Here is a 13,081-nt window from a genome sequence, read left to right as displayed (position 1 = left end):
AGGGGCCATGGCCACCGCCAAGGTCAAGCAGTTCTGGACCGCCTTCATCTCCGTCCTCTTCGCCCTGCTCGCCTCCGTCGGCCTGGCGGGCACCGCCGCCGCGACCCAGCAGCCCGCCGTTCAGCAGCCCGAGGAGCCGGCCGGCCCCGCCGCCGCCGCTCCCGTCGCCAGGGAGCGCGCCGCTCTCGCCTCCGTACCGGCGCAGAGGGCCCATCGGTGGACGCTCGCCGGGGACCGCTCCCTGCCGCCCACGATCAAGCAGCGCATCGCCGCCGAGGCGCACGGTTCCTCTCCCGCCACCCGTCAGCGTTCCGCGACCGGCGCGACCGCCGGGGCCGAGAGCGACGAGCCGGCCGCGCTGACGGAGCTGGCGCAGGCCGCTGCGGCGTAGGGCGCGGGGAGCCGATCATCCGTACTCCCCGCACCGCACTCGTACAGAACCCGCCAAGAACAGCCCAGCAGCACCCGGTAGGAACAGCTAGGAACAGCTCAGCAGTACCCGGTAAGGCCAGCTCAGCAGTACCCGGTAAGGCCAGCTCAGCAGTACCCGTTAAGGCCAGCTCAGCAGTACCCGGTGGATCCCAGCGGTGCCCGGTCGGTCAGCGGCGCTCGTCGCGTTCGGCGGCTGCTTCGGCTTCGGCCGCGGCTGCGGCCTCGTCGGCCTCCACATCCGGTTCGATGGCCTCCCCGGTGTCGTCGACGGACGCCACCAGTACGGCGCCCTCGTCCACGTCGGTGGGAGCGGGCGGTTCGACCAGCCAGTCGGGATTGGCCTGCTTGTCCCACCACTTCCAGGCGGCGTACGCGCCGCCGGCGAGAACGCCCAGGACCATGAGGCCCTTGGCGAGGCGTCCGGCCCTGGCCCGACGCTCGTGCTTCTTCACGATCTTCTGGATTTCCCTCGGCGTCACCTGACCGCGCAGCGCGGCCCAGGCGGCGGTGGAACGCGAACCGGCCTCCTCAAGGACGGGACCGGTCACGGCGACCGCGTGCTCGACACGCGGAACGGTGTAGTCGGCCGCCTGACGGGCGGCATAGCGGGTCTTGACCGCCGCACGGTGTGCGGCCGCGTCGACCCGCGGCGGTACACGCGGTGCGACATACGAGTCGTACTGCGTACGAGCCTGCGCTCGGGCCTGGTGAGCGGCCTTCGAGACCTTCGGCGCGATCAGCGCCCGCGCCTCGTGCGCGTAGTGCGAGGCCTGGTCCCTCGCCGTGTCGGCGTACGGCGCCACCACTTCCGCGGCGTGCATGACGCTCTCCTTCGCCGAACCTGTCGCGGCGCGCACGCTGTCCATGCGGGTCACAGGATTCCTCCTCCTCGGTGGCGATGTCGGTTTTTCACCTATCCATCCTCTTCCGAATCATGCCCGTCAGGATCAGGTCCGGCATGTGGGGCGGGCATACGGGGGCATGCGAGGATCGGAGGCGCCAGCGACAGACGTGGCATGACGCGACATGACGTGGACGGAAGGCGACCGTGGCCGAGCAGCTGTACGCGATCCTCAAGACCAGCCTGGGCGACATCGAGGTGCGGCTGATGCCGTTCCACGCGCCGAAGACGGTCCGGAACTTCGTCGAACTCGCCGGCGGCGAGCGCGAGTGGACGCACCCCGCGACCGGCACGGTCTCCTCGGACCCGCTCTACGACGGCACGGTCTTCCACCGGGTCATCGAGGGTTTCATGATCCAGGGCGGCGACCCGCTGGGGAACGGCACGGGCGGTCCCGGCTACGAGTTCGCCGACGAGTTCCACCCGGAGCTCTTCTTCGACCGCCCCTACCTGCTGGCCATGGCCAACGCGGGACCGGGCACCAACGGCTCGCAGTTCTTCGTCACCGTCGGCGCCGCGACCTGGCTGAACCGCAAGCACACCATCTTCGGCGAGGTCGTCGACAAGGAGAGCCGGAAGGTCGTGGACGCGATCGCGACCACCGCCACCGACCCGCACACCGAGCGACCGCTCCAAGACGTGGTCGTCGAGTCCGTGGTGATCGAGAAGCGCTGAGACGGGAAGGGACGGAACCTCCATGGACCCGCGACCCTCCTCGGACCCGCACGCCGGTCCGCCCCGCTGCTACCGCCACCCGGAGGCCGAGACCGGCATCCGCTGCACCCGTTGCGACAAGCCGATCTGCACCCGGTGCATGATCTCCGCCTCCGTCGGCTTCCAGTGCCCCGACTGCGTACGCAACGGCTCGGGGACCGGCCACGCGCCCGACGCCAACCAGCCGAGGACGCTTGCGGGCGGCAGGGTGGCGGCCGACGACCGGCTCGTCACCAAGGTCCTCATCGGGATCAACCTCGCCGTCTACCTCGCGGTCCTCGCCTTCGGCGACCGGCTCGTCGACGAGCTCATGCTCATCGGCGCCTTCAGCCCGCGGCCCGGCGAGGTCGTCGGGGTCGCGGACGGCGAGTGGTACCGGCTGCTGACCTCGACCGTCCTCCACCAGGAGGTCTGGCACATCCTCTTCAACGTGCTGGGCCTGTGGGTGATCGGCGGGATCGTCGAACCCGAGCTGGGCCGGATCCGGTACGCGGCCCTCTGCCTGCTCTCCGGTCTCTCCGGCTCCGCGCTCGCCTACCTCGTCGCCGCGCCGAACCAGGCCTCGCTCGGTGCCTCCGGGGTCGTCTACGGGCTGATCGGCGCCTGGGTGGTGCTGGCCCGCCGGCGCCGCCACGACATGCGGCCGGTGGTCCTCTTCGTGGCCCTGTCGCTGCTCATGACGTTCACCCGTCCGGGGATCTCCTGGGAGGCCCACGTCGGCGGTCTGGTCGCCGGAGCCCTGGTGACGTACGCCCTCGTGCACGCGCCGCGGGCCCGCCGGGACCTCGTGCAGTACGGCGCCTGCGGTCTGGTGCTCCTGATCGACGTCGGGGTCGTACTCGCCCGCTCGGCGGCGCTCACCTGAGCGCACAGAGCTGTGGAAGAGCTCCACTGCTCACTTCTGCGAGCTTTCCCCAGAGTTATCCACAGTGCGTGGCGACCCGTGGCCGCTCTGTGGGGAAAGAGCGCGCCCCTCACCTCTGACCTGGTGTTTCTCCAGGGAGGTGAGGGGCGTTCTCGGCTCTTGCGAGGGTGATCCCGATCATACCGGCGTCAACCCCGTGCGAGTTATCCACAGATCTTCGTAAGTTATCCAGTGCTGTGCACAACGCTGTGGATAAGTTCAGGGCAGAGCTTGACGAGCGGCCTCCGAGGAGGTCCGGCCGTCGCTACTTCCACTGCGTGGAGACACCGAAGCCGGCCGCGATGAAGCCGAAGCCCACCACGATGTTCCAGTTCCGGAGCGACTCGATCGGCATCGAACCGTCGGTGACGTAGAAGACCACGATCCACACCAGACCGATGGCGAACAGAGCCAGCATCACAGGCGCCACCCAGCTGCGGTTGGTCAGCTTGATACTGGTGGCCTGCTTGGCGGGCGGAGGCGTGAAGTCGGCCTTCTTGCGGATCCGTGACTTCGGCACGAGGGACTCTCCTGTCGATGCGCTGCGTGACCGCGCAGGGAACTGTGGCTGGCGCCGGGATGTGACGAAGGAGGACGACTGCGTCCCCCAGGCGTCCGTTAGCGTAGTGGTTCCGCGGCACCGAAGGGGATCAGGGTACGTTGAGCAATTCCGCCGGCACTCCCGAAGGAGCGGGTCGCACCGCGAGGTGGCGCCCCGTCCGGGTCCTCACCCTTGCCGTTTTCGCCCTCGCCGGTCTGATCTTCGTCACGAGCTTCAACACCGCCAAGGGCACCAACCTCCGCACGGACGCCTCCCTGCTGCGGCTCTCCGACCTGATCGAGGAGCGCAGCCACAAGAACGCCGGCCTCGACGAGTCCACCGCCGCCCTCCGCTCCCAGGTCGACTCGCTCGCCGCCCGCGACGACGGATCCACCCGTGCGGAGGACGCGAGACTCGACGCGCTGGAGGCGTCGGCGGGCACCACCGAGGTCGCCGGCTCCGGTCTGACCGTCACCCTCGACGACGCCCCGCCGAACGCGCAGGCCGCCCCCGGCTACCCCGAGCCGCAGGCCAACGACCTCGTCATCCACCAGCAGGACCTCCAGGCCGTCGTCAACGCCCTGTGGCAGGGCGGAGCCGAGGGGATCCGGGTCATGGACCAGCGGCTCATCTCCACCAGCGCCGTGCGCTGCGTCGGCAACACCCTGATCCTCCAGGGCCGCGTCTACTCGCCCCCGTACAAGATCACGGCCGTCGGCGACCGGGGAAAGCTGAGCCGGGCGCTCGCCGGTTCCCCGGCGATCCAGAACTACCAGCTGTACGTGAAGGCGTACGGGCTCGGCTGGAAAGTCGACGAGCACAGGGCGGTGACTCTGCCCGGCTACTCGGGCACAGTGGACCTCCACCACGCGAAGCCGGTGAGCTGACAGCGGGAGGGCGGCTTGGGGGGCTTGCGTCTCGTCGTCAGGACCCTCAGTGAACTGTGCCTGACCGCCGGCGCCCTGATCGTCCTCTTCGTCGCATATGTCCTGCACTGGACCGGCGTCCAGGCCGCGAGCGCGAGCGCCGGCCAGATCGACACCCTCCAGCGGGAGTGGGCGAGCACCCCGGTCACGGCCGCACCCGCCGACTCTGCGGGACCCGGTACCGCGTCCTACGCCCCGGGCAAGGGAATCGCTGTCATGTACGTCCCACGGCTCGGCAAGGACTGGAAGTGGCCGGTCCTCGAAGGCACCGGCACCGACGTCCTGAAGAAGGGCCTCGGGCACTACGCCGCCACCGCCCGGCTCGGCGGGACCGGCAACTTCGCCGTCGCGGGGCACCGCCGCACCTACGGGGACCCCTTCCGGGACTTCCCGCGGCTGCGTGCCGGCGACGCGGTGGTCCTGACCGACGGGACGACCTGGTTCACGTACCGGATCACCCGCGGCCCCTACCGGACCGTGCCCACGGACGTCGGGGTCGTCGACCCGCTGCCCGCGAAGTCGGGCTTCGACGGGCCCGGCCGCTATCTCACCCTCACGACCTGCGAGCCCGAGTGGGGCAGCAGCCACCGGCTCGTCGTCTGGGCGCACCTCGACGCCACCCGGCCGGTCGCCGACGGTCGTCCACAGGCTTTGGCCGGCTGACCCCTCAGGGCCCCCTCGCCCCGTACTCTGGTCCCCGTAACGAACGGAAGGGGCGGTCGACGTCATGTACGGCTGGATCTGGCGGCATCTGCCGGGCAACGCGTGGGTGCGCGCGCTGATCTCGATCGTGCTGGTCCTCGCGGTCGTCTACGCCCTCTTCCAGTACGTGTTCCCCTGGGCGGAGCCTCTGCTTCCGTTCAACGATGTGACGGTGGACGGCCAGTGAGCGCGCGGATTCTCGTCGTCGACAACTACGACAGCTTCGTCTTCAACCTCGTCCAGTACCTCTACCAGCTCGGCGCCGAGTGCGAGGTCCTGCGCAACGACGAGGTCGAACTGAGCCATGCCCAGGACGGCTTCGACGGTGTCCTGCTCTCGCCGGGACCCGGCGCGCCCGAGCAGGCCGGTGTCTGCATCGACATGGTCCGGCACTGCGCGGCCACCGGCGTGCCCGTCTTCGGCGTCTGCCTCGGCATGCAGTCGATGGCCGTGGCGTACGGCGGAGTCGTCGACCGCGCGCCCGAGCTGCTGCACGGCAAGACCTCCCCCGTCACGCACGAGGGCAAGGGCGTCTTCGCCGGCCTGCCCTCGCCGTTCACCGCCACCCGCTACCACTCGCTGGCCGCCGAGCCCGGGGCCCTGCCGGCCGAACTCGAGGTCACCGCGCGGACCGAGGACGGCATCATCATGGGCCTGCGTCACCGCGAACTGCCCGTCGAGGGCGTCCAGTTCCACCCCGAGTCGGTCCTCACCGAGCACGGCCACCTGATGCTCGCCAACTGGCTCGAGCAGTGCGGCGACAAGGGGGCGGTCGGACGGTCGGCGGGGCTCGCGCCGGTGGTGGGCAAGGCCGTCGCGTGACGACGGGCTCTCCCTGGTTCCGGCCGACGAACGAGCCGGGAGCCGAGCCGGGACCCGAGCCGATACCCGCGGACCCGTACGGGGCGCCGTCGCCGTACCCGTACGGGCAGGAGACGACGTACGGGCAGGGGCAGGCCGCGTACGGGCAGGACCCTGGGTACGGACAGGCCACCACCGCCGCGTACGGCCAGGACCCGGGGTACGGACAGGCCGCCACCGAGCAGGGCCGCTCCAACCCCCAGCCCCCCTACGAGGACCCCTACGTGCCCCCGTACGAGCCGTACGAGGCGGAGAAGCCCCGGCAGGCCTCCCCGAGCGAGACGATGCCCCTGGCGGCCGTGGAGCCCCTTCCCGGACCCGGCAGGGCCGAACGCCGCCGTGCCGCCAAGGGCGGCGGCCGCGGCAAGAGCCGCGGCGGCCCGCCCGGCGGCCCGGCCACGCCCCCCGCCTCTCCCGCCCCGCTCTCCCGCGTCGAGGCCCGGCGCGCCGCCCGCGCCGCCAAGGACAGCTTCGGCGTCATCGCCAGCCGCGCCGTCGGGGAACTCTTCATCACCTTCGGCGTCGTGATGCTGCTCTTCGTCACCTACCAGCTGTGGTGGACGAACGTCCTGGCCGGTCAGGAGACCGACCAGGCCAAGGAGCAGATCGAGGACACCTGGGCCAAGGGCGAGACCAAGCCGGAGGCGTTCGAGCCGGGTGAGGGCTTCGCCATCATGTACATCCCCAAGCTGGACGTCGTCGTCCCCGTCGCCGAGGGCATCGACAAGGCCAAGGTCCTCGACAAGGGCATGGCCGGCCACTACGCCGAGGGCAGTCTCAAGACGGCCATGCCCTCCGACAAGCAGGGCAACTTCGCGGTCGCCGGCCACCGCAACACCCACGGTGAGCCGTTCCGGTACATCAACCGCCTGAAGCCCGGCGACCCGATCGTCGTCGAGACCCAGAGCGCGTACTACACCTACGAGATGGCGAGCATCCTGCCGCAGACCGCGCCCTCCAACGTCTCCGTGATCGACCCGGTGCCGAAGGGCTCGGGCTTCACCGGACCGGGCAGGTACATCACGCTGACCACCTGCACACCCGAGTTCACCAGCACGTACCGGATGATCGTGTGGGGCAAGCTGGTCGAGGAACGACCGCGCAGCAAGGGAAAGCCCGAAGCGCTCGTAGGCTGAGACCCGACACCTCCGGACGGGACGACGGGACGACCTAGTGGCACGCGTGCGTAATCGGATCGCCGGAATCATCAGCCTCTTCGGTGAACTCCTCATCACCGCGGGCCTGGTGCTCGGCCTCTTCGTCGTCTACTCCCTGTGGTGGACGAACGTCCTCGCCGACCGGGCCGCCGACCAGGACGGCGCCCAGGTCCGCGACCGCTGGGCCGACGGCCCCGGCGCGCTCGACACGAAGGACGGCATCGGCTTCCTGCACGTCCCCGCCATGGGCGGTGACGAGATCCTGGTCAAGCGGGGCACCACCAGCGGCATCCTCAACAACGGCGTCGCCGGCTACTACACCGACCCGATCAAGTCCGCGCTCCCGCAGGACAAGCAGGGCAACTTCACGCTCGCCGCGCACCGCGACGGGCACGGGGCCAAGTTCCACAACATCCACAAGTTGAAGACCGGCGACGCGATCGTCTTCGAGTCGAAGGACACCTGGTTCGTCTACAAGGTCTACAAGTCCCTTCCGGAGACCACGAAGTACAACGTGGACGTCCTCCAGCCCGTGCCCAAGGAATCCGGCAAGACCAAGCCCGGCCGCTACGTCACCCTGACCACCTGCACGCCCCTGTACACCTCCGACTACCGGTACATCGTCTGGGGCGAGCTGGAGCGCACGGAGAAGGTCGACCGCGACCGGACGCCTCCGGCGGAACTCCGCTGATCGGGTAATCGGTTAATCGGGCGATCGGGCACCTGCCCAGGCATGGGGAGAGCCCCGGCGTCCACTGGATGCCGGGGCTCTCCCCATGTGTGCGGGCGGTGCGGTGCGGGGGTCAGTCGAAGATGCCGCCGATGCCGGCGTTGTCCCCGCCGTTGCCCCCGTTGTTCCCGTTGCTGTCCCCGTTGTTGCCGTCGCCGTTGCCGCCCTGGTCGCCCGGGGCGCCGCCGACCGTGTAGACGGTGACCGTCTCGCCGGTGTTGACCATCGAACCCGCCGCCGGATTCGAGCCCACCACCATGGCGTCCTCCTTGTCGGAGCCCTGCTGCTGAACCACCAGGCCCAAGGCCTCCAGCTGCGCCTTGACGTCCTTGAACGGCTTGGTGGCGATGTCGGCCGGGATCTGGACCTGGGTCACCTGCGGACCCTTCGAGACGCGCAGCTTGACCTCGGCGCCCTCGGCCGCGGACTCGTTGCCGTTCGGGGTCTGTTCCAGGACCTCGCCCTTGGGCTTCTCGGAGTCGACCTCCTCGGTGACCACGACGAAACCGAGCGCCTTCAGCTGCTGCTCGGCCTGGGCGAGCTGGTTGCCGACGACCGGGGGAACGGTCTTCAGCTTCTGCTTCGCGACGGTGATCGTGATCTCGGAGTTCTTCTCTGCCTTGGTGCCGCCGTCAGGGTTCTGGCGCAGGACCGTGCCGGGGTCCTCCTCGGACTCCTCCTGCTCGACCTTGACCTTGAAGCCCTTTTCCTTCAGGAGCGTCTCGGCGCTCTCCTGGGACTTCTCCTTGACGTCCGGGACCTCCACGAGCGGGGCGCCCTCGGAGACGTACAGCTGGATCGTGCCGCCCGTCTCCATCTTCGCGCCGGGCTCGGCGACCGGGGTCTGGCGGCAGATGGAGCCCGTGGGCTGCTCGCAGCGCTCGGTGCCGGCCTGCAGCAACTTCACGCCGGCGTTGGCCGCGAGCCCGTTCGCCGTTTCGACCGTCTGCCCGACCAACTGCGGGACGCCGATCTGCCGGTTGCCCTCCTTCTTGTCGAAGAGGGAGACACCGATGAAGATCGCGCCGACGAGCACCAGGATGCCCGCGAGGACCAGCAGGATCGTCGACGTGTTCGACTTCTTCTGGCCGCCGCGACGACGGTCCGGGCGGTCGTCGTAGCCGTAGCCGCCGTCGTCCGCGTTGATCGGCGGCAGCATCGAGGTCTGGCCGGCCGGGTCGGCCTGGCGCAGCGCCGTGGTCGGCTGGTCCTCCGGCGGGTAGCCGCCGTAGCCCCCGCCGTACGAGGGCGCGCCCATGCCCATCCCCATCGCCGCGGCCGCCGCGACCGGCTGCCCGTCGAGGCAGGCCTCGATGTCCGCACGCATCTCGTCCGCGGACTGGTAGCGGTAGTCGGGGTCCTTGACCAGCGCCTTGAGGACGATGGCGTCCATCTCGGGCGTGATCTCGGCGTCGAAGTTGCTCGGCGTCTGCGGCTCCTCGCGGACGTGCTGGTACGCGACCGCGACCGGGGAGTCTCCGATGAAGGGGGGCCGGACGGTGAGGAGCTCGTACAGCAGGCAACCCGTGGAGTACAGGTCGGAGCGGGCGTCGACCTGCTCGCCCTTGGCCTGCTCCGGGGAGAGGTACTGGGCCGTGCCGATCACCGCGGCGGTCTGCGTCATGGTCATGCCCGCGTCGCCCATGGCGCGCGCGATGCCGAAGTCCATGACCTTGACCTGGCCGGTGCGCGTCAGCATGACGTTCGCCGGCTTGATGTCACGGTGCACGATGCCCGCGCGGTGCGAGTACTCCAGCGCCTGGAGGATGCCGACCGTCATCTCGAGGGTGCGCTCGGGCAGCAGCTTGCGCCCGGAGTGCAGCAGCTCACGGAGGGTCGACCCGTCGACGTACTCCATCACGATGTACGGGATGGAGACCCCGGAGCCCGAGCCGGAGGCGCTGTCGTACACCATGTCCTCGCCGGTGTCGTACACCGCGACGATCGCAGGGTGGTTCAGCGAGGCGGCGGACTGTGCCTCACGGCGGAACCGGGCCTGGAAGGACGGATCGCGGGCCAGGTCGGCCCGCAGCGTCTTCACGGCGACGGTGCGGCCGAGCCGGGTGTCCTGGGCGATGTACACCTCGGCCATGCCACCACGGCCGAGCACCGAGCCCAGCTCGTACCGGCCGCCGAGGCGACGCGGCTCTTCCATAGCTAATCCAGCCCTCTCCGTCTGTCCCGACCGCACCCATGGGTGGTCCGGCGGTGTGTGCTGTTCGCGCATACGCTACCGGCCCCGGGGAGACGTTCCGCCCGGGGCCGGTAGCTGATACCTGACCGGTACCTGGCACGTACGGGGCCGAGACGTCAGCCCCGGCTCTTCAGGACCGCCTTCATGACGTCCCTCGCGATCGGCGCGGCCAGACCGCCACCGCTGATGTCCTCGCGGTCGGCCTCCGAGTCCTCGACGATGACGGCGACCGCGACCGGGGAGCCCTCGGAGGTCTTCGCGTACGAGATGAACCAGGCGTACGGGCGCTTGGCGTTCTTGTCGCCGTGCTGGGCCGTACCCGTCTTGCCGCCGACCTTCACGCCGTCCATGTTCAGGTCGGCGTTGCCGCCGGTGCCGTCCGTGACGACGCTCTCCATCATCTGCTGGAGGAGCTGGGCGTTCTGCGGCTTGATCGGCTGGCTCATCTCCTCCGGCTCGTTCTGCTTGATGATGTCGACGTTCGGGGCGCGCAGCTGGTCGATCATGTACGGCTTCATCAGCTTGCCGTCGTTGGCGATCGCCGCCGTGACCATCGCCATCTGGAGCGGGGTGGTCGCGGTGTTGAACTGGCCGATGGAGGAGAGCGCGTTGCCGGGGCGGTCGGCCTTCTTGTCGTAGACGGAGGCGGCGGAGCGGACCGGGGTGAACTGCTCGGCGTTGAAACCGAACTTCTCCGCCATCTCGTTCATCTTCTCGACGCCGATGTCGTCGCCGAGCTTCGCGAAGACCGAGTTGCAGGAGATGTCGAGGGCACGCTTCAGGCTGGCGTTGGCACAGCCCTTGGCGTGATTTTTCATCTCCTTGGTGGAGAGCGGGAGCTTCCAGCCCTCGGGGGTGTCGGTCGCCGCGTTGATGTCGGTGACCTTGCCGTTCTCCAGCGCGGCGGCGGCCGTGACGACCTTGAAGACGGAACCGGGCGGGTAGATCTCGCGGATCGCACGGTTCTGCTTCGGCTTGGACTTGTCCTTCTCCAGCGCCACCCAGGCCTTCTCGTCCTTGCCGGAGTAGCCGGCGAACGAGGCGGGGTCGTACGAGGGGGTGGAGGCCATCGCCAGGATCTTGCCGGTCTTCGGCTCGATGGCGACGACGGCGCCGGTCTTGCCGCCGAGGCCCTCGTAGGCGGCCTTCTGGGCGGCACCGCTGAGGGTGGTGACGACGTCGCCGCCCTTCTTCTTCTCGCCGGTGAACATGGCGAGGGTGCGGTCGAAGAACAGCCGGTCGTCGTTGCCGGTGAGGATGCCGTCCTCGATCTTCTCGATCTGGTTGGCGTCGTAGGCCTGCGAGGCGTACCCGGTGACCGGGGCCCACATGGGGCCGTCGACATAGGTCCGCTTGTACTTGTAGTACGGGTCCTTGGAGTCGACGGAGCCGGTGATCGGCTTGCCGTCGACGATGATGTTGCCGCGCTCGTTCGCGTACCGCTCGATCCGGACGCGGGTGTTCTTGGGGTGGGTGTTCAGCTCGTCGGCGCGGACGTACTGGAGCCAGTTGTCCCGCAGGAGCAGGGCGAGGATGAGCAGGCCGCAGAAGATCGCGACCCGGCGCAGCGGCTTGTTCACGGACGGACCACCTGGGTCATCTCGGCGTCGGGGGACGGGGCGGGCGCGGGCGCGGGACGGCGCGCCGTGTCGCTGATCCGGATCAGGATGCCGATCAGAGCCCAGTTGGCGATCACGGAGGATCCGCCGTACGCGAGGAACGGCATGGTCATACCGGTCAGCGGGATGAGGCCCATCACACCGCCGGCGACGACGAAGATCTGGAGCGCGAAGGCACCGGAGAGGCCCATCGCGAGCAGCTTGCCGAAGGGGTCTCGGGCGGCGAGGGCGGTGCGGACACCGCGTTCGACGATCAGCCCGTAGAGGAGCAGGAAGACCATCACGCCGGTGAGGCCGAGCTCCTCGCCGACCGTGGCGAAGATGAAGTCGGAGTTGGCGGCGAAGCTGATGAGGTCGGAGTTGCCCTGACCGAGGCCCGTGCCGAGGATGCCGCCGGAGCCGAAGGACATCAGCACCTGCGTCATCTGGTCGCAGGCGTTGAGCATGTTCTGGTCGGTGGCCGTCTCCAGGCAGCCGAAGGGGTCGAGCCAGGCGGCCACACGGGACTTGACGTGACTGGCGAAGGAGCTGACGAGGACCGCGCCGCCCGCGGCCATCAACAGGCCCATGACGATCCAGCTGGTCCGCTCGGTCGCCACGTACAGCATGATCACGAACATGCCGAAGAACAGCAGCGAGGTGCCGAGGTCGTTCTCGAAGACCAGGATGAGGAGGCTGACCGCCCAGATCGTCAGGATCGGGCCGAGGTCACGGCCACGGGGCAGGTAGAGCCCCATGAAGCGGCGGCTGGCCAGAGCCAGGGCATCACGCTTCACCATCAGGTAGCCGGAGAAGAACACCGCCAGGACCAGCTTGGCGAACTCGCCGGGCTGGATCGAGAAACCGCCGATGCGGATCCAGATCTTGGCACCGAAGACGTCCGCGCCGAGGCCGGGGACGAGCGGCAGCAGCAGCAGGATGAGGGAGACCACCATGGAGATGTACGTGTAGCGCTGCAGGACACGGTGGTCCTTCAGGAGCAGCAGCACGCCGACGAACATGGCGATGCCGATCGCCGAGTACATCATCTGGCTGGGGGCGTCGGGGCTGTAGGACTTGTACAGCCGCATCGACGTGGCGATCAGCCGCGGCGACTGGTCGAGACGCCAGATCAGCACCAGGCCCATGCCGTTGAGCAACGTGGCCAGGGGCAGCAGCAGCGGGTCCGCGTACGGGGCCCACTTCCGCACCACGAGGTGCGCGACGCCCGCGAGCAGGGCGAGGCCGAGCCCGTACCCGGCCATGCCGGCCGGGACCTTGCCGTCGATGGCCAGGCCCACGTTGAGGTACGCGAACACCGGGATGGCGACGGCGAACGCGAGCAGCGCCAGCTCGGTGTTGCGGCGGCTCGGCGCGTCGATCGCGCCGATGGTGGTCGTGTTGGTGACAACGCTCATGGT

14 protein-coding genes are annotated in these 13,081 nt (G+C 69.3%); 9 read left to right on the top strand and 5 right to left on the bottom strand.

Annotated elements, in window-relative coordinates:
- Nucleotides 1-7 precede the first annotated feature (7 nt).
- Nucleotides 8-391 carry a DUF6344 domain-containing protein gene (locus ABT034_RS03895; protein WP_351210934.1) on the top strand — a complete coding sequence of 128 codons (384 nt, stop codon included), beginning with the start codon at nt 8-10 and terminating at the stop codon, nt 389-391.
- Between the two features lie 208 nt (nt 392-599).
- Here ABT034_RS03895 and ABT034_RS03890 read toward each other — a convergent pair whose 3' ends face one another.
- The gene (locus ABT034_RS03890; RefSeq protein WP_351210932.1) at nt 600-1,307 is read right to left on the bottom strand and encodes a DUF5324 family protein; all 708 of its coding nucleotides are present in this window, start codon (nt 1,305-1,307) and stop codon (nt 600-602) included.
- Between the two features lie 173 nt (nt 1,308-1,480).
- On the opposite strand from ABT034_RS03890, the gene ABT034_RS03885 reads away from it, so the two are divergent.
- A complete protein-coding gene (locus ABT034_RS03885; protein WP_351210930.1) occupies nt 1,481-2,008 on the top strand; it encodes a peptidylprolyl isomerase in 528 nt (175 codons plus the stop codon).
- A 22-nt stretch (nt 2,009-2,030) separates the two neighbouring features.
- Nucleotides 2,031-2,912 (top strand): rhomboid family intramembrane serine protease, encoded by an 882-nt coding sequence (locus tag ABT034_RS03880; RefSeq protein ID WP_351210927.1) that lies wholly within the window; start codon nt 2,031-2,033, stop codon nt 2,910-2,912.
- Between the two features lie 304 nt (nt 2,913-3,216).
- Here ABT034_RS03880 and crgA read toward each other — a convergent pair whose 3' ends face one another.
- Nucleotides 3,217-3,471: a cell division protein CrgA gene (gene crgA / locus ABT034_RS03875; RefSeq protein WP_351210926.1), complete on the bottom strand. Its 255-nt coding sequence runs from the start codon at nt 3,469-3,471 to the stop codon at nt 3,217-3,219.
- Nucleotides 3,472-3,611: 140 nt separating this feature from the next.
- Here crgA and ABT034_RS03870 point away from each other — a divergent pair, with 140 nt between their 5' ends.
- The 6 genes from ABT034_RS03870 to ABT034_RS03845 all read left to right on the top strand — a co-directional run bounded on the left by ABT034_RS03870 (nt 3,612) and on the right by ABT034_RS03845 (nt 7,829).
- Nucleotides 3,612-4,379 carry a DUF881 domain-containing protein gene (locus tag ABT034_RS03870; RefSeq protein ID WP_351210924.1) on the top strand — a complete coding sequence of 256 codons (768 nt, stop codon included), beginning with the start codon at nt 3,612-3,614 and terminating at the stop codon, nt 4,377-4,379.
- A 24-nt stretch (nt 4,380-4,403) separates the two neighbouring features.
- Nucleotides 4,404-5,081, top strand: coding sequence for a class E sortase (locus ABT034_RS03865; RefSeq protein ID WP_351211394.1), 678 nt, complete (start codon nt 4,404-4,406; stop codon nt 5,079-5,081).
- A 64-nt stretch (nt 5,082-5,145) separates the two neighbouring features.
- Nucleotides 5,146-5,307: a hypothetical protein gene (locus tag ABT034_RS03860; RefSeq protein WP_024760376.1), complete on the top strand. Its 162-nt coding sequence runs from the start codon at nt 5,146-5,148 to the stop codon at nt 5,305-5,307.
- The gene (locus tag ABT034_RS03855) at nt 5,304-5,942 is read left to right on the top strand and encodes an aminodeoxychorismate/anthranilate synthase component II (protein WP_351210921.1); all 639 of its coding nucleotides are present in this window, start codon (nt 5,304-5,306) and stop codon (nt 5,940-5,942) included. Before ABT034_RS03860 ends, ABT034_RS03855 begins: the two co-directional genes overlap by 4 nt.
- The gene (locus tag ABT034_RS03850) at nt 5,939-7,117 is read left to right on the top strand and encodes a class E sortase (protein WP_351210919.1); all 1,179 of its coding nucleotides are present in this window, start codon (nt 5,939-5,941) and stop codon (nt 7,115-7,117) included. Before ABT034_RS03855 ends, ABT034_RS03850 begins: the two co-directional genes overlap by 4 nt.
- Before the next feature lie 37 nt (nt 7,118-7,154).
- On the top strand, nt 7,155-7,829 hold the full coding sequence (locus tag ABT034_RS03845) for a class E sortase (RefSeq protein ID WP_351210917.1): 675 nt from the start codon (nt 7,155-7,157) through the stop codon (nt 7,827-7,829).
- Between the two features lie 112 nt (nt 7,830-7,941).
- Here the strand turns inward: ABT034_RS03845 and pknB are convergent, their stop codons facing one another.
- The 3 genes from pknB to ABT034_RS03830 all read right to left on the bottom strand — a co-directional run bounded on the left by pknB (nt 7,942) and on the right by ABT034_RS03830 (nt 13,078).
- Nucleotides 7,942-10,023, bottom strand: a complete 2,082-nt coding sequence (gene pknB / locus ABT034_RS03840; RefSeq protein WP_351210915.1) for a Stk1 family PASTA domain-containing Ser/Thr kinase — start codon at nt 10,021-10,023, stop codon at nt 7,942-7,944.
- 155 nt (nt 10,024-10,178) lie between these two features.
- On the bottom strand, nt 10,179-11,642 hold the full coding sequence (locus ABT034_RS03835; protein ID WP_351210913.1) for a peptidoglycan D,D-transpeptidase FtsI family protein: 1,464 nt from the start codon (nt 11,640-11,642) through the stop codon (nt 10,179-10,181).
- A complete protein-coding gene (locus tag ABT034_RS03830) occupies nt 11,639-13,078 on the bottom strand; it encodes an FtsW/RodA/SpoVE family cell cycle protein (protein WP_351210911.1) in 1,440 nt (479 codons plus the stop codon). Before ABT034_RS03830 ends, ABT034_RS03835 begins: the two co-directional genes overlap by 4 nt.
- Between the last annotated feature and the right edge of the window lie 3 nt (nt 13,079-13,081).

It is taken from the genome of Streptomyces sp. NPDC002773, from assembly GCF_040295605.1.
Lineage (GTDB): Bacteria > Actinomycetota > Actinomycetes > Streptomycetales > Streptomycetaceae > Streptomyces.
This window is presented reverse-complemented; position numbering and strand designations above follow the sequence as displayed.